The organism is Aeromonas sp. CD, from assembly GCF_033349375.1.
Classification (GTDB): Bacteria; Pseudomonadota; Gammaproteobacteria; order Enterobacterales; family Aeromonadaceae; genus Aeromonas; species Aeromonas hydrophila.
Genome location: NZ_CP137631.1, coordinates 2,846,891 through 2,862,890 on the forward strand (window position 1 = coordinate 2,846,891; position 16,000 = coordinate 2,862,890).

Sequence of the window (16,000 nt, forward strand, 5' to 3'; positions counted from 1 at the left end):
AGCCTTTTCCTTCCTCATGAAAAAAGGGCCGCAGCACCAGGCTGCGGCCCCTTCCTATTCCACGCTTCAAGTTCAGGCGAAGCGGCCGGCCCGCTCGATGAACTCGATCTGGTAACCGTCGGGGTCGGTCAAAAAGAACAGTCGGGTCAGCAGGGTGCCCTCATGGTGCATCGCCTTGACCGGCGCAGGGGCCAGACCCAGCGCCGTCAGACGCTGATGCGCCGCCTCGATGTTTTCCACCGTCACCGCCAGATGGCCATAGCCGTTGCCGTGGCTGTAGGGCTCGGCCTGGCCCTGATTGTGCGTCAATTCGAGCTCGAAGCCACTCTGATCATTGGCAAGGTAGGTGAGGGAAAAACCATCGAAGGGGAAGTGCTCCCGCACTTCCAGCTCGAGGGCCTCGCGGTAGAAACGCACGGATCTATCCAGGTCGCGAACCCGGATCATGGTGTGGATGAGTTTGGTCATAGGGACTCCTTGGTGATGGGAGTCACAGGGTAACCAAGGGCTCAGCCCGCCGGGTAGTAGTGGACTAGCACCCGGAGATTGGCGGCCAAAACCTGACATTGCCTCACAGGCTCAAGCCACCAGGGCCGCATCAAATCGGCGGCTGGCGCCGATTCAGCCGGGCTGGGCGGTGAGAAAGGCCAGCGACTGGCGGTTGAAGTGCTCGGGCCGCTCCACGTTGCAGACGTGGCCGCAACCGTCGATGATCTCGAGCCGGCTGTAGGGATCACGCGCCACCTGCTCGCGCACCGGCGCCAGGAACATGTGATCCTCCTCCCCCATCACATAGAGGGTCGGAATGGGCAGGGCCCGCTCCTTGAAGTAGCGCATCAAGGGGTTCACCTCGGTGGCGAGGCGAAACCAGCGCTTGAACTCTTTTTGGCACAATTTGCGCGCCTCGCGCACGAACAGGTTGCGCGACTCCTGATGGTGCTGACGGGGCATGATGATGAAGGCAAACAGCCGGTAGAGCCACATGTAAGGCAGGATGTGCTGGCCGAGGCGGCCGAGCTGTACCAGCACCCGCGAGCGGATGTCGAGCCGCAAAATGGCGCCGCCCAGCACCATGCTCTTGACCCGCTCGGGGCAGAGCTCCGCCAGATGGCGAATGAGGATGGTGCCAAGGGAGATGCCGACGAAGTGGGCGCGGCGAATGTTGAGGTGATCGAGCAGTTGCAGGATATCCTCGGTCACCGCCCGAAAGCTGTAGTGGCCCTTGATCACCTGCTGCAGCTTGTGGGACTGGCCGTGGCCGCGCAGGTCCAGCAGCAGCACGTTGAAGTGTTCGCGATAGGCGCGCAACTGCTTGAACCAGATGGAGGAGCTGCCGCCCGCCCCGTGCACGAATACTACCCAATCCCGCTCGGGACCCAGCTCGAAGGTCTTGTGATACAGCATCTTGCGACTCCCTCATCGACGGCATTGGGGTATAGTAGGCGCGCATCTTAGCAGATTTTTTCACCCGACTAATACGTTTGCACCGCAAGCGGCCAGGAGCATGACCATGGAGTTGACCCGTTTGAGATCCTTTCTGCTGACCCTGCCGGGCGCTCAGGAGGATACCCCCTTCGGCCCAGAGATCCTGGTCTATCGCATCGCCGGCAAAATGTTTGCCCTGCTGGACTGGCAGGCCGAGCCGCTACGGCTGAACCTCAAGTGCGAACCCGAGCTGGCCCTGCTGCTGCGCGAACTCCACCCCGAGGTCAAACCGGGCTGGCACATGAACAAGCAGCACTGGAACACGGTCACCTTCAGCGACGGCCTGGCCGACGATCTCTGGCAGGGCTGGGTGCATCACTCCTACGAGCGGGTGGTGGCCGGTCTGCCCAAGGCCAAGCGTCCGCAGGCGCCGCAGCGATGAGCCCCGCCATGGCGGCAGAGCCCAGGCTCGTCCAGCTGAACGAGCAGCACATCCCCGCCCTTTGCGCCCTGTTCGAGCAGTCGGTGCGAAGGATTGGCCCGCAGCACTACAGCCCGGAGCAGGTGGAGCAGTGGGCCCTCGGCGCCCATCATCCCGGCTTTGCCGGCCAGCTGCGCGAGCACCACGGCTGGGTGCTGGAGCAAGGCGGCGAGCCACTCGGTTTCGTCACCCTGAGTCAGGATGGCCACCTCAGCCTGCTCTATGTGAGCGCCGATCACCCGCGCCGGGGCTATGGCGGCCTGCTGCTGGCTGCGGCCCTCGCCGAGGCAAAACGGCTCGGACTCACACAGCTGACAACGGAAGCCAGCGCCTTCAGCTATGGGCTATTTTTACGGTATGGCTTTGAGCTGACCGGATTGGAGAGCGTGGAACGTGGCGGGGTCGGTTTTATCCGTTATCGCCTGCACTGCCGCTTGCCAAGCTAGGTCCAGCCACTAAAATACGCACAGTTTTTCGTATTGTTGAGGATTGAGGCCGCCATGGTTGTAGAAAGCGAAGGCTATATCGCCCTGATTGAGTATCTGGTGGAGAGTCTGGGACTGTTTGAAACCCAGCAACAGAGCAGTGGTGAACAGACCATCGAAGATCTGGTGAGTGGCCGGGTGGCCAGCAACCTGATGGCCATTTGCGAGCAGAACCCGCAGCTCGATCCCAAGTTGCGCTTCGTGATCATGCAGGAAGCCGATGCGGTGGTGGCCGATCTGGAAGAGGTGCTCTCCGCCGTCTGGCTGCGCGCCCCGACCCCGGAGCAGAAAGCCTTCCTCGAAGAGTTCATCGACCTCATCAAGAACCTGTTTGACGGCGCCATCAGCTGATCACAATGGCGAACGCCAAGTTCGCCACTCCCCCGCAAATTTTCCGCACCGCAAACATGAAAAGGGCCGCCTTCAACGGGCAGCCCTGCTTGCTATCATTTCAACTCATCAAGCTTTTCAATGACTTTTATGAATTTTCGAGGCAAGAAATGTGTCTGGTCTTAGCCGCCATCCATGGTGGCTACTAGGTTAGGCAAAGCGGGTTCAATTTAGTTCCCGCTCATGATACATTTTTTTATGATTTTTTTCACTCTCCTGACAAAACCCGATAAAAAGGCCGCAAACGCGGCCTTTTTCTTTTCACCATCAATGACAAGTAACAGATACCCGTCATCTTCACCTAGCGGTTGAGGCTCGGTGGCAGGCAGACACCGATGCCACCCAGGCCGCAATACCCGTCCGGATTCTTCTCCAGATATTGCTGATGGTAATCCTCGGCGTAATAGAAGGGCGCCAGCGGCAGAATGCGGGTGGTGATGGTGCGCCCGTCACCGCTCGCCGTCATCGCCTGCTGATAGGCAGCCAGACTCTGCTGGGCAATCGCCTCCTGGGTGTCGTCCCCGAAGAAGATGACGGAGCGGTACTGGGTGCCGATGTCACCGCCCTGGCGCATGCCCTGAGCCGGATCGTGCTGCTCCCAGAACAGCTTGAGCAGGTCGCCGTAACTGATCACCTTGGGATCAAACACCACCTGCACCGTCTCGGCATGGCCGGTCAATCCGCTGCACACCTCCTTGTAGGTGGGATTCTGGGTCACCCCGCCCTGATAGCCGGCGGCGGTGGAGTAGACCCCGGGCTGTTGCCAGAACAGGCGTTCCACCCCCCAGAAGCAGCCCATGCCGAACCAGGCCACCGCCATCCCTTCAGGCCAGGGTCCCTGAGTCGGGTGACCATTGACCGCATGCTGCTGGCCAATCACCATCGCCTCGCGGCGTCCCGGCAGCGCGTCTGCCGGCGAAATAATCTGTTCCATGCACCCTGTCCTTGTATAAAAACCTGTGCGATCGCACAGCTGACGAAAAGGAATATCGAAGATAACAGTTTATGGGCCGGGATCAACCTGAGGCGTACCCTCACACCGCTGACACCCCTGCCCCACCTGGTGTTCCCGCTGTTCGGGCCGCCTGACCGCCACGATGACAAAATCACGTCAAATCAATATTTAGTCTTGATTTGTGCATTTATTTTCATATATTGAGCCTATTGCTGTTTTTTTATGGAAGAAGCCTCAAGTGCGTGAACGCGAACCCAGCCTGGTCTATGCCTTTCGGCAGTCTACCCCCTACGTCAATGTGCACAGAGGCGCCACCTTCGTGCTGATGATGGGGGGGGAAGCCCTCTGCCACCCCAATTTCGCCAACATCGTCAGCGATATCGCCCTGCTGCAGACCTTAGGGATACGCCTGGTGCTGGTGTTCGGCTCCCGTCCGCAAAACGACGAGGCGCTGGCCCGTGCCGGCATCGAGGCCCAGTACCACAAGCGCATCCGGGTCACCGATGACGAGAGCTTCGCCATCATCAAGCAGGTGTGCGGTGGGTTGCAGTACGACATCACCGCCCAGCTCTCCATGGGGCTCGCCAACACTCCCATGCAGGGGGCCCGCATCAGCGTGGTGAGCGGCAACTTCGTCACCGCCCAGCCGCTCGGGGTGGATGACGGCATCGATTTTTGCCACAGCGGCCGGGTACGCCGCATCGACGTGGAGGGGATCACCCGCCAGCTGGATCAGAAGAGCCTGGTGCTCATCTCCCCCATCGGCTGCTCGGTCACCGGCGAGAGCTTCAACCTGAGTTCGGAAGAGGTGGCCCGCCGGGTGGCGGTGGATTTGAAAGCGGACAAACTCATCTGCTTCAGCAGCACCCAGGGGGTGATGGATCGCCACGGCGAAGCCATCTCCGAGCTCTTCCCCGAGCAGGCCGAAGAGCTGCTGGTGGAGCTGGAGCAGGCGGGGGAAGAGATGTCCGGCACCGCCCGCTACCTGCGCGCGGCCATCGCCTCCTGCCGCGGCGGCGTGCCCCGCTCCCACCTGGTGAGCTATCAGGATGACGGCGCCATGCTGCAGGAGTTGTTCAGCCGCGACGGCCTCGGCACCCAGATCGTGCGCGAAAGCGCCGAGCAGGCGCGCGCCGCCACCATCGAGGATATTGGCGGCATCCTGGATCTCATCCGCCCGCTAGAGGAGGAAGGTATTCTGGTACGCCGCTCCCGCGAGCAGCTGGAGATGGAGATCGACAAGTTCACCATCATCGAGCGCGACGGCCTCATCATCGGCTGCGCGGCGCTCTACTGCTTCATGGAAGAAGCGATGGCGGAGATGGCCTGCGTCGCCATCCACCCCGACTACCGCAACTCCAACCGGGGGGATCAGCTGGTGGCCAAGGTGGCCGAGCGGGCCAAGCGACTCGGCATCCGCCGCCTGTTCGTACTCACCACCCGCTCCATTCACTGGTTCCGGGAACGGGGCTTCGATCCGCTGGAGGTGGAAGATCTGCCGGTGGCGCGCCAGCGCCTCTACAACTGGCAGCGTCGCTCCAAGGTTTTGTCAAAGGCAATCGTATAAGCCATTGATTTTGCGTTGGCTTGGCTGACTTTTTGAACTTTTTCACAAACTCGATTGACAGTGCAATCCAACGCAAGGTATTTCTAAATGCACTCCACCGCCCTGGTGGAGCCAGAAGAGGAGCGCTGCCCAGGCAGCCCGAGGGAGGACACCAGTGTCCGGTGAACTTGGGTCAGGGGGAGCAGCGCCGAGACATCTGAGGCAACTGGATACCTCAGTGTCGGCTGCGGGGGCTGAATCCCCCGGGTTGTCATCGGTAGTGGTCATCCCCCACCGCGCCCCGTCAGGGGCGGGTACGGGATGGGCTCTGCGGGTGGAGTGCTTCTGGCCGGGATAGCTTCGATCATTCCTGCCATTTTCAGCCTCCTCCTCTCTTTTTGCCCGATGGATCCGGATTTTCATATTAAGACAGGAGTAAGCAATGAGCCCGATCAATGTCGCCAAGTTTGGCGGAACCAGCGTCGCCAACGCGGCAGCCATGAACAACTGCGCCGATGTGGTGCTGGCCAACCCGGCCACCCGGGTGGTGGTGCTGAGCGCCAGCGCCGGCGTCACCAACCTGCTGGTGGCACTGGCTCAGGGCGATCTGGACGAGGCAGGCCAGGAGGCGCAACTGGTCAGGCTCACCGAGATCCAGCAGGCCATTCTGACGGAGCTGGGCGACCCAGGCGATCTGAGCGACCTCATCCACGGCCAGCTCGGCGAAATCCGCACCATGGCACGCCAGGCCCATCTGCACACCGATGCCGAGCTGGCCGACAGGCTCATCGCCTGCGGCGAGCTGATGTCCACCCGCCTCTTTACCGAACTGCTGCGCCAGCGTGGCGTCAAGGCCTGCTGGCAGGATGCGCGCCAGCTGCTGCGCACCGACAGCCGCTTTGGCAAGGCCAGTGTGGATCTGACCGCCACCCGCACCCTCTGCCAGGCCGAGCTGGGCCCCCTGCTTGGCGACAGCCTCATCATCACCCAGGGCTTTATCGGTGCCGACGGCGATGGGCGCACCACCACCCTCGGCCGGGGCGGCTCCGACTACAGCGCGGCCCTCTTGGCCGAGGCACTCGACGCCGGAACCATCGAGATCTGGACCGACGTGCCCGGCATCTACACCACGGATCCGCGCCTGGTCACCCGAGCCCGCCCCATCCCCGAAATCAGCTTCGTGGAGGCGGCCGAGATGGCCACCTTCGGCGCCAAGGTGCTGCACCCGGCCACCTTGCAGCCGGCGGTGCGCCAGGACATCCCGGTGTTTGTCGGCTCCAGCAAGGATCCGGCCGCCGGCGGCACCTGGATCCGCGCCAGCACTCGCACCAATCCGCTGTTTCGCGCCGTGGCCCTGCGCCGCAACCAGGTGCTGGTCACCCTGCACAGCCTCAACATGTTCCACGCCTACGGTTTTCTGGCCGAGGTGTTCGGCATCCTGGCCCGCCACCGCATCTCGGTGGATCTCATCACCACCTCGGAGGTGAGCGTGTCGCTCACCCTGGATCACACCGGCAACCAGAGCAACGGCGAGCCCATCCTCGGCGACAAGGTGCTGGCAGAGCTTGGCCAGCTGTGCAAGGTGCAGGTGGAGACGGGGCTGGCGCTGGTGGCGCTCATCGGCAACCGGATGAGCGAGGCGGCCGGGGTGGGCAGTCAGGTCTTTGACGCCATTCGCGAGCACAACATCCGCATGATCTGTTACGGCGCCAGCGCCCACAATCTCTGCTTCCTGGTCAAGGAGGACGAGGCAGGCCACATCGTCAACCGCCTCCACCAGGAGCTGCTCGACTGATGTACTGACACCGCATGGAAATAACAAAGAGGGGCCGGTTGGCCCCTCTTTTTATATAGGGTGATACGCAGATGAGATCTAAGTGCGGTTCTCCCTAGCCCACCAGGGTCGGTACCGGCAGCAGGTTGGCCCGGATCTCCTCGCGCAGCCCTTCCAGCCGGCTCAGCAGCGCCGCCTGACTTAAGCCCGCCTCGTCGGGGCCCAGGTTGTCCACCAGCTCGGCGAAGTGTTCGGCCACCGCCTGCTGCAACCAGTCGAGCCGGCGCAGAGTGAGCGGGCCGCAGCTCTTGCCGCTGAGATCGTCGGCAATGTCGAGCCGATGGCTGCGATACATGTCGCGCCACCAGTTGGCAGCCAGCGCTTCCTCGCTGGCCAGGGCCGAGCGCCACTCTCCCAGCAGGCTCTGCAAACGGGCCAGCACCGGTGCGCTAGCCCCCTCCCGGGTCAGGTGTTGCAGCTCCCGCTGCGCCCAATTGATACACAGGCCGCGCCAGTAGCGAAACTGCGGCAGCGGATCCGGCTCGTCGAGCCACAGGCCCGAGAGGGTGCGGGTCTCCAGCCGCTCCGGCACGTGAAATGCGGGATCGGTGAGGCCGTTGGAATTGAATTCATGGCGGGGGTCAAAGGGCCACATATAGCCAAAGTCGAACACGCTGATCTGCTGGCCATCGTCGAGCAGGTTGCCGGGGCTCGGATCCCAGTCGAACCAGCCCCAATGGGCCAGCTCCGCCTGCACCGCCAGCATCTGTGCCAGGTTGCGCTCGTTCAGTTCATGCACCGGCACGCCCCGCAGCCAGGGGGAGACCAGCACGCCAGCACGGGCCGAGCCAAAACAGGTACAGACCACGTTGGCCAGGATGGTGGGATGCAACTCCCGCAGGGCCTCAATCTCGCGGCGGCGCTCCAGCTCGGTCAGGAAGGCGGTTCTGCCGTCCACGTTGGCCACCAGGGAGTCGTGCCGGCGCCGCTTCAGGCACCAGTGATGTCCCTCCACCTTGAGGTGGAACACCTCGGCGGTGAGGCCGTGACGATAGACCTTGAGCACCGCCGGATGATCCTCCTTGAGTCGCACCAGCTTGGCCACGGACAAGGGACAGTCCTGCTCGCGCCCGATCCGGATCTCCTGTTTGCTCTCCAGCATACGGAGCAATCTTGCCTGACGTGCCGCTACTTTGGGATTCATACATGTACCTCCATCCATATTGAGAGACTAAGCAGCAAGGCAGAGGCAGGCCAGTGGCAAAGCGCCATGATGACGCTTTCATCACAGAATGAGTGCGGCCCCCGGATCGGGATCACAGTTTGCATGGTTTCACGGTCACGTAATGTTCATTGTCCGGTCATTAAATTGACAACAAGGAACAAGCCCATCACCATCGGGTCAAATTAAATGCAGCAGCCATGTTTCATCGCCACTCGCTCAAAGGATGAGCCCATATGAAAGCCCCCACTTCAGCGCGCTTGTCAGCCAGGGTGCCCGCTCTGCCCGCCGTGCTGCTCGCCATGCTGGCCGCGCTGCTGCTGCTGACCCTGTTGCTGCCGCAGATCAACCCCACCAGCTGGCTCGGTCGGGCCCAGCCGCTGGTGCTGGGGCCGGCGGACAACCCCATCGCCACCCTCACCCGTCACGCCCTGCTCTACAAGAGCGACAGCCGCGGCCTCTATCTGGTGGTTCGCAGCCAGTGGCAGTTGCGCGGGCCGCTGCAGGAGGGTGACAAGGTCAGGGTGGAGCTGCTCAATGAGAGGGGCGAGCGCATCGATCAGCTGAGCCAGCCGGTGGACAAGCGCCAGCAGTGCCGCAAGGGGCGCTGCACCCTGGATCTCAACAGCACCCTGCGCGCCCCCGACGACGCCCTGGCCAGCCGCTATCAGCTGCGGATCGGCCTGCTGCTCAAGGAGAGACCCGAGAGCGGTGAATTCAGCCAGATCCTGCAAACCCTGCCGGAGCGGGGTTTCAACCTCACCTATCTCTGCACCAGTCTGCTGCTGGTGCTGGCCCTGAGCGCCGCCGTGCTGAAGGTGGTGCTGCCCACCCTCAGGCGCAATCTGCGCTGGCGCATCGCCGGCAGCCTGCTGCTCGGCAACCTCACCTTCGTGCTGCTGCACGGCTTCGTGGTGTTCAAGCTGGGGGAGTTTCTGCTCTGGTCAGGCTTTCGCCCGGAGCACTACTACCTGGCCTGGGGCAGCATGGTGCTGGGCTGGAGCCTCTGCGCGCTGGCGGGCTTCAACCTCTACATGGGGCTGGTGTTCACGGCGCTGTCCGGCATCGGGCTGCTGGCGAATTTCATGAAGATCGCCATCTACGGGGTACCGCTCGGGGGAGACGATCTCGGCAACCTGGTGGCGCTGCTGCGCATCCTGCTGGAGCAGCACCCGGTGCTGCCGCTGCTGGGCGGTGCGCTCGCCCTCTTCTTGTGCTGGCACTTCGCCCTGTCGCGCTGGATCCTGCGCACCCTGGCCGCCACCGCCGCCTTCTTTGCGCTGTGCGTGTTCGCCACCCAGACCGGCAACAAGCTGCTGGGGCCCAACATTCGCTATGTGGACAGAGCGGTCAACTACCACAGGGACATCATCCGCTCGGGGCCCGGCCTCTATCTGTTCAACCTGGTGGACGAGATGCTGCAAAGTGGCAGCGTGTTTCGCTATCCCTTGCAGATCAACGAGTTCACCCCTCAGCTCAGCCACGTCAGCCTGAGCCAGCCACCCCGTTTCGATCTGGTGATCGTGCTGCAATATGAATCCCTTTGGCTCGGCTGGCAGGGCAAGATCTGTGCGCCGCCCCCCACCCTGAGCCTGCCGGCCAGCGTGCAGCAGTGGCACAAGACCATCCACTCCCCCACCACCGGCGGCATGACGGTACTGGCGGAGTTCGAGATGAACACCGGTCTGCCGGTGGGGCTGCTCAAACAGGGGATGGTGCCCTACTACTACCTCTCGGAGCAGGTGCCGGGCCTGGCGCAAAGTGCGAAGCAAAGTGGCTACCAGACCCTGTTTGCCCACCCCTATGTGGAGAAATTCTGGGGCCGCGCCAAGGCGATCCCGGCCCTTGGCTATGAGGAGCGCTGGTTCGATACCCGCTTCACCACGCTCGAACACAAGGGGCTCTATATCTCGGACGATGCCCTCATCGACCACCTGCTCAAGCGCAGTGAGCAGGATGAGCAGCCGCTGTTTGCCTACGCGGTCACCATGCAGGGGCACGGCCCCTTCGACGGGGATCGCTACCAGGCCCAACAGCTCGACAAGGCATGCCCGGATCAGAGCGATGCCGATCGCCAGCTGCTCAACACCTACTACACCGGTGTGGTGGATGCCATGGCGTCGCTGGAGCATCTGCTGACCAGCCTGGATCGTTCAGGCAAACGCTACCTGGTGGTGGCGTTTGGCGATCACCAGCCGTTCCTGATGTCCGCCGGCAAGGGCATTCACGGCGACAAGCCGCCCCGCGATGCCAGCTACCAGATCCCCATGATGGCCTTTGCCCGCGCCGATGACTCCCTCAATCTGGCGACCCAGTTTGCCCCGGTACGCCAGCTCTATCAGATGGGCCAGGCCACTCGCCAGCTGCTGGCGGGCGACATGACCCCCATCCCGGATCTGGCCCTGCTCCACCCGGTGCTGGGCGAAGAGAAGGGTTTCGATGTCGCGCCCCTGGTGCCGCAGATCCGCGCCAGCTTCCGACCCGACGCCCTGCCCTGAGCCCCGCTATCGCGGCACATAGACAAAGAGGTCGCCCGGGCGACCTCTTTGTCTATGTGCCGATGCGGCGATGGCAGCCAACGCGGGCTCACTCGCCGAGCCAGGGCTCGCACAGGGTGAGATGCTGGGCATCGAGATCCAGCATCGCCTCGATGCCAAGGGGCAGGGTCAGCATGGGGTGGGTGTGGGCGCAGTCATACTCCGCCAAAATGGGGAAGGTCGGTTCCCCCACCACCTCCAGCAGGATGTCGAGCGGCCGCCGACCGCTGCCCTGGCTGTCGAACAGCTCGTGTTTGCCGAGCACCAGGGCACCGATGCGATCAAACACCCCGCACAGCTTGAGGTGGGCAAACGAGCGCTCCACCGTCGTTGCCAAATGGAGGCTGTCTTCCAGCAGCAGAATGTCCCCCTGCTCGATGGCCGGCATATAGGGGGAGCCCCAGATCCCCGCCATCGTATTGAGGTTGCCGCCGATAAGCCGGCCACGCACCCGACCGGTACCCACCGAGATCAGCCGATTGGGCTGACAGACCTTGGCCCGGGTCTGGTTCTCCCAGTCAAGCCGCTCCTCGGTCCATTGCGCCGGGGTCGGCACCGTGTGGGGCACGGCGGCGCCACCGGCCTGGCAGATCTGGCGAAAGCCCGACAGCGTCTCGTCCACCAGCGGAGAGAGCTCGCCGAACGAGGCCACCAGCGCCGGCCCGTAGAAGGTGACGAGGCCAGTGCGGGCATGAATGCCGAGCAGCAGGGCCGTCACGTCGGAGTAACCGATGACTATCTTGGGATCGCGCTTGAGTGCATCAAAATCGAGGTAGGGCAGCAGGGAGTTGGAGTTGTTGCCGCCAATCACCGACATGATGCAGCGCACCTCCGGATCGCGAATGAGGGCATTGAGCTCGTCAGCCCGGGCGGCAATGGAGCCGGATCGCCAGTGATCGCGCTGGCCGGTGAGGCTGCCTGCCTTGAGTCTGAAGCCCTGCCCCTCCAAAAACGCTCCGGCACGGGCAAAGCGGTTTGGCGCCCAGGCGGTGGCCGCACTGGAGGGAGAAAAAAAGCCGATGGTATCGCCGGGCTTGAGCCCCGGCGGTTTGAGTAGCGTCATCCGATAAGCCCTGTTCCGAATATGACCATTCAGGGCATAACGCCCACAAGAAAGGACTCATAATAGCCATACCATGACTCTAAAGACAGCAGGAAAAGAGGGCAAAGCCAAGGGAGTGGCCGGCGCAACCCGGCCAGTCATCAGGAGCTCGAGTGCTGCATGGAGGTACAAAGCAACTCATTCGCTCGCCGGTTTGATCCAGAAGCGGTGCACCCATTTCTGGGTGATCTCCTCGTAGGAGCCATCACTGCGCATCTGATCGAATGCCTTCTGCAGCAGCTTGATGGTGGCTTCATCCGTGTTGCGGCTGAAGGCGAAGTAGAACAGCATGGTCTCCTGAAACTGGAACATGGGGACAAAATCCGAGTAATGATGTCCCAATGACTCTATGTGATAGGCAGCTCCCATCTGCATGGCCGGGGCTATGTCCGCCCTCCTGCGCAGCATCATGCGAAACTTGTCATCCTCGTCGTGCACCAATACCAAATTGAGCCCTTTTCCCGACAACTCACGGGCCATCGCCGAATCTCGCACCACGGCAATCCGCCAGGGAGCCAGCTCGGCCAGCTGACTGGCCACCAGATCGTCGCGGTTTGCCAAGCGATAGAACCAGATGACACGAGGACCGATTGGACCAACCCAATGGAAGAGCGCCTCCCGCTCCGGCAGCCGTATCATGCTGAAGATGACGGTATTGGGATCATACTGCGCCATCTGATAGGCCCGCGCCCAAGGCAGCAGCTGTATCCCCTTGCTGTCGAGCGTGACACCGCTGACCTCCAGCATTCGGTGCAGCATATCCACCGACAGCCCGGTGACCTGACCATTTCCGTCCCGGTAGTTATAAGGGGGCAGCTCCTCTGTCACCGCCTGAATGCTTGCCCCCATGGCGCTGCCCAGCCAGCACCACAGCAATAACCAGCGAACATGGGACATGATTGACCTCCGGACCGTCCTCTCTTGTGACAAGTATGGCGCGCATCAGCCGTACTGCTTATAGCGGCTGGCCATCAAGAGCAGACGGCGGCTCGGTCGCCATCACTCCACGCCGACACGCAGAAACAGAAAAACCGGCACGAGGTGGCCGGTTTTTTGTTGTTTCAAGGGGTCAGACCAGCACGGCGGTGCCGCTGATGCTGACCATCAGCATGCTGCCGCTTTGCCCCACCACCTCGTAGTCGATGTCGATGCCGACCACCGCATTGGCCCCCAGTGCCGCGGCGCGCTCCTTGAGCTCGTCGAAGGCGATTTCCCGGGCCCGGGCCAGCTCTTTTTCATAGGCACCGGAGCGGCCGCCGATGATGTCGCGGATGCCTGCGAACAGATCCTTGAACACGTTGGCGCCGAGAATGGCTTCGCCCACGACGATGCCGCGGTACTCGCGAATGGTCTTGCCTTCCAGGGTGGGAGTGGTTGAGAGGATCATCTTGCTTTCCTTGTGGAGTGTACTGGGGAGACAGCCTAAAGCAGCGCAGGAGACCAGGCAAGCAGACAGACTCGATACGTGCCAGTCAGACCCTGGCTGATCGTGCCCCATATCCCGAAGCCAGTGCCCGTTGGCAGGCCTGTTTACCGGTGGAAGGCACCGGTGAAAAGCAACACCGGGCCACCGGCATGCCCCGTGCAGACGCCCCTTTCATTAGCCGATCCGGCTCAAACATCAAGTGACAAAACTATCAGTTGTGGCCCATTTTGCCTTTCCCTAGGGTGAGTCTGTCCCGGCACCAGCGCAGGGACAGACCCACTTCGTCACGAGGAGAGCAGCATGATGCAGCAGGATACCCGACTACCTCACCCCACCCTCGCACTGGGGGCATGTTCCCCCGCCAGCCCGCTCGCCGACACCGCGATGGAGGCCATGTCATGACCACGATCACCACCCTGGATCTGGGGGATCAAGGTCTGCTGGCCGCCTACCTGTCGGCGACCTCACCCGCCCTGCTCAACCAGACCTATGCGAACTTGCTGTTGATACAGCAGTCCTTGGCCAACAGCGAGATCGACTCCACCCTCGCGGTAAAAATCGAGGCCTACCAGGCCCAGATGATGAATCAGGCACGCTATTACCAGCAGACCAACCTGTCCGGTCTTATCCACCTGCTGAGCAACGGCTCCAACTTCTACGCCCTGGTCGCCGCGTTCAACCGCCTGCTGGGTCAGGAAGACGACGCCGCCGTTCTCGCGGGCGGGGCACGGCTGGGACAACAACTGACGTCACTCGTCGATCAGGCCCAGAGCTACCGGCTAAATGCCCAGGCACTCAATACCCGCGTGCAGGTGGCCTGGAGCTCCCTGCGCCCCCTGATGACCCAGTTCAACGGCGTCATCACCCAGCTCGAGCAGGATCTGATGGCCGACGCCAAGCGTCAGACCGAGATCATTGACGCCCTCAACCAGGCTATCGCCGCCAATATCCAGGCGATCGTCGACGAGGGCGGCAAAGCCGGTGAAGGGGTCAACCAGCTGGGACGGGCCATCGTCACCTCGCTGACGCTGGAGCAGAAACCGGCCGACAAGGGGGCCAAACCCGCCACGTCGCAGGAGATAGCCAAAGAGACCGATCAGCAGACCCAGTACATGATCTCCGGCCTCAAGGCGCTCTCCTCAGGCATCGCTGGCTCCAGCCAGGCGGCCCGCGAGCTCAAGACCAACACCGACAAGCTGGCCCAGGCCTATCAGGCGCTGGCTGCCACCAACACCCTGCTGAGCGTGGCCAAGTCGGTGCAGGCGCAAAACCAGCTGTTTGTCGACACCTACAGCCGGGTTGCCGACACCGTCACCCAGTTGCCCGCAGGCTGGCAGAAGGTGGCCGACGCCTATCAAGGGGCCGTGCCCGTGGTCACTGACCTCAACAGCCCCGACGACGTACGCCAGCTGCGGCGCACCGTGGCGCTCAACACCCAGTCCTGGCAACTGCTCTCGAGCCAGGTTGACGACATCAAGGCAGCCTACGCCGGCAACGGCATCCTGCCCGACGCTTAATCCCACCACGCAAGGACACGCCAAATGACCAACGCAACAACCATCACCATGGACCAGGGTATGGCCAACCAGGCTTCCCAAGCCATGCAGATCCAGACCTACTGCAACAGCGTCAAGCAGCAGGTGCCGGTGGACTTCAGCCAGTTCCCGAACCTCAAGGACAACCAGACCCAGATCAACCAGGGGCTCGATCTGGCGAAGGGGCACGCCGACCTCTATCTCAATACCATCCAGCCGCAGATCATCACCAACATCAGCAACATCTCCAACTACTTTGCCCTGCAAAACGCCATTCCGGCCGTGCTGCCGCCCGGCTCCACCAAGGCTCAGTGGCTCAGGCAGCTGAGCGTCATCAAGGAACAGGCTACCGAATATCAGCGGCTCTCCGCCGACACCCGCCTGGTGATCGTCAATCTCAACAACAACCTCATCACCGACTCCAGCAACTTCCAGGGAATCGTGGTGAACCTCAACAGCAAGGTGCAGGGGGATAACGGGGTGCTCGCCCAGCTCAACGGCGACATCGACAAGGTGAACGCAGCCATCGACGGCGCCATCGCCGGCATCGTCGCCGGGGGGCTGCTGGTGATTGGTGGCGCCTTCGTCACCGCCATCGGTGCCGTGGCCGACTTTGTGACCGCCGGCACCTCGACCCCGGTGGTCATCGGCGGGGTCGCCATGATGGTCGCCGGGGCCGGTGGCATCACGGCTGGCGCCATTGTGCTGCACAACTCCCTCGGCGCCCGCCAGGATCTGTACCAGAAACGCAGCAGCCTCAACAGCGAGGTGCTGATCGCCACCCAGATCGGCAACGGCTACAAGGGGCTGCAGGTGCAGGCGCAAAACGCCGTCACCGCCGCCACCCAGATGAGCAACGCTTGGGACTCCCTCACCTCCGATCTGGGCAGCCTGATCACCGACCTGGACAAGGGGATCACCAGCGGCGACGACATCCGTCAGCTCTGGCTGACCGCCGCCGACACCACGGTCAAGACGGTGCTCACCGACGTGACCACCATCAAGGCCCAGATGGCCGGGGTGAGCCCGCTGCAAGTGCCGCAAACCGACACCATCGCCAACTTCGTGGCGCGCCTGGCCGCCTAAACCCCGGGAGGGCGGCCTGGCCGCCCTCTTCCATCA

General features: G+C 62.6%; 15 protein-coding genes and 1 riboswitch. Of the genes, 8 read left to right on the forward strand and 7 right to left on the reverse strand.

Annotated features, from left to right (window positions below):
• Positions 1 to 72 precede the first annotated feature (72 nt).
• Both R2E40_RS13160 and R2E40_RS13165 read right to left on the reverse strand, forming a co-directional pair.
• A complete protein-coding gene (locus R2E40_RS13160; RefSeq protein WP_318163571.1) occupies positions 73 to 468 on the reverse strand; it encodes a VOC family protein in 396 nt (131 codons plus the stop codon).
• Positions 469 to 621: 153 nt separating this feature from the next.
• Complete coding sequence (locus R2E40_RS13165; RefSeq protein ID WP_005302068.1) at positions 622 to 1,404, reverse strand: alpha/beta fold hydrolase; 783 nt, start codon at positions 1,402 to 1,404, stop codon at positions 622 to 624.
• 106 nt (positions 1,405 to 1,510) lie between these two features.
• On the opposite strand from R2E40_RS13165, the gene R2E40_RS13170 reads away from it, so the two are divergent.
• Genes R2E40_RS13170 through R2E40_RS13180 form a run of 3 tightly spaced genes read left to right on the forward strand, consistent with a single transcriptional unit; the run spans position 1,511 to position 2,742 of the window.
• Positions 1,511 to 1,867 (forward strand): MmcQ/YjbR family DNA-binding protein, encoded by a 357-nt coding sequence (locus R2E40_RS13170; RefSeq protein ID WP_016351046.1) that lies wholly within the window; start codon positions 1,511 to 1,513, stop codon positions 1,865 to 1,867.
• A complete protein-coding gene (locus tag R2E40_RS13175; RefSeq protein WP_029302790.1) occupies positions 1,864 to 2,352 on the forward strand; it encodes a GNAT family N-acetyltransferase in 489 nt (162 codons plus the stop codon). Before R2E40_RS13170 ends, R2E40_RS13175 begins: the two co-directional genes overlap by 4 nt.
• Positions 2,353 to 2,406: 54 nt before the next feature.
• Complete coding sequence (locus R2E40_RS13180; protein WP_024944925.1) at positions 2,407 to 2,742, forward strand: DUF3802 family protein; 336 nt, start codon at positions 2,407 to 2,409, stop codon at positions 2,740 to 2,742.
• Positions 2,743 to 3,082: 340 nt separating this feature from the next.
• Here the strand turns inward: R2E40_RS13180 and msrA are convergent, their stop codons facing one another.
• Complete coding sequence (gene msrA / locus R2E40_RS13185; protein ID WP_024944924.1) at positions 3,083 to 3,715, reverse strand: peptide-methionine (S)-S-oxide reductase MsrA; 633 nt, start codon at positions 3,713 to 3,715, stop codon at positions 3,083 to 3,085.
• Between the two features lie 259 nt (positions 3,716 to 3,974).
• Here msrA and argA point away from each other — a divergent pair, with 259 nt between their 5' ends.
• Together argA and lysC are read left to right on the forward strand one after the other, a co-directional pair.
• On the forward strand, positions 3,975 to 5,303 hold the full coding sequence (gene argA, locus R2E40_RS13190) for an amino-acid N-acetyltransferase (protein ID WP_318163572.1): 1,329 nt from the start codon (positions 3,975 to 3,977) through the stop codon (positions 5,301 to 5,303).
• Between the two features lie 107 nt (positions 5,304 to 5,410).
• Positions 5,411 to 5,635: riboswitch (Lysine riboswitch) on the forward strand.
• A gap of 89 nt (positions 5,636 to 5,724) precedes the next feature.
• Entirely contained in the window at positions 5,725 to 7,077 is a 1,353-nt protein-coding gene (lysC, locus tag R2E40_RS13195) for a lysine-sensitive aspartokinase 3 (protein ID WP_318163573.1), read from the forward strand.
• A 94-nt stretch (positions 7,078 to 7,171) separates the two neighbouring features.
• On the opposite strand, the gene R2E40_RS13200 is transcribed toward lysC, so the two are convergent.
• Entirely contained in the window at positions 7,172 to 8,260 is a 1,089-nt protein-coding gene (locus R2E40_RS13200; RefSeq protein WP_318163574.1) for a hypothetical protein, read from the reverse strand.
• A gap of 254 nt (positions 8,261 to 8,514) precedes the next feature.
• On the opposite strand from R2E40_RS13200, the gene R2E40_RS13205 reads away from it, so the two are divergent.
• Positions 8,515 to 10,776 carry an LTA synthase family protein gene (locus R2E40_RS13205; protein WP_318163575.1) on the forward strand — a complete coding sequence of 754 codons (2,262 nt, stop codon included), beginning with the start codon at positions 8,515 to 8,517 and terminating at the stop codon, positions 10,774 to 10,776.
• Between the two features lie 88 nt (positions 10,777 to 10,864).
• Here the strand turns inward: R2E40_RS13205 and R2E40_RS13210 are convergent, their stop codons facing one another.
• The 3 genes from R2E40_RS13210 to R2E40_RS13220 form a co-directional block, all read right to left on the reverse strand.
• Positions 10,865 to 11,878 carry an LD-carboxypeptidase gene (locus R2E40_RS13210; protein ID WP_318163576.1) on the reverse strand — a complete coding sequence of 338 codons (1,014 nt, stop codon included), beginning with the start codon at positions 11,876 to 11,878 and terminating at the stop codon, positions 10,865 to 10,867.
• Between the two features lie 177 nt (positions 11,879 to 12,055).
• Positions 12,056 to 12,814: a substrate-binding periplasmic protein gene (locus tag R2E40_RS13215; protein WP_318163577.1), complete on the reverse strand. Its 759-nt coding sequence runs from the start codon at positions 12,812 to 12,814 to the stop codon at positions 12,056 to 12,058.
• A 172-nt stretch (positions 12,815 to 12,986) separates the two neighbouring features.
• Positions 12,987 to 13,304: a heavy metal-binding domain-containing protein gene (locus tag R2E40_RS13220; protein ID WP_011706400.1), complete on the reverse strand. Its 318-nt coding sequence runs from the start codon at positions 13,302 to 13,304 to the stop codon at positions 12,987 to 12,989.
• A 437-nt stretch (positions 13,305 to 13,741) separates the two neighbouring features.
• Between R2E40_RS13220 and R2E40_RS13225 the strand changes: the two genes are divergently transcribed.
• Together R2E40_RS13225 and R2E40_RS13230 are read left to right on the forward strand one after the other, a co-directional pair.
• Positions 13,742 to 14,860, forward strand: a complete 1,119-nt coding sequence (locus tag R2E40_RS13225) for a hypothetical protein (RefSeq protein WP_318163578.1) — start codon at positions 13,742 to 13,744, stop codon at positions 14,858 to 14,860.
• Positions 14,861 to 14,884: 24 nt separating this feature from the next.
• Positions 14,885 to 15,964: an HBL/NHE enterotoxin family protein gene (locus tag R2E40_RS13230; RefSeq protein ID WP_017408109.1), complete on the forward strand. Its 1,080-nt coding sequence runs from the start codon at positions 14,885 to 14,887 to the stop codon at positions 15,962 to 15,964.
• Positions 15,965 to 16,000 lie beyond the last annotated feature (36 nt).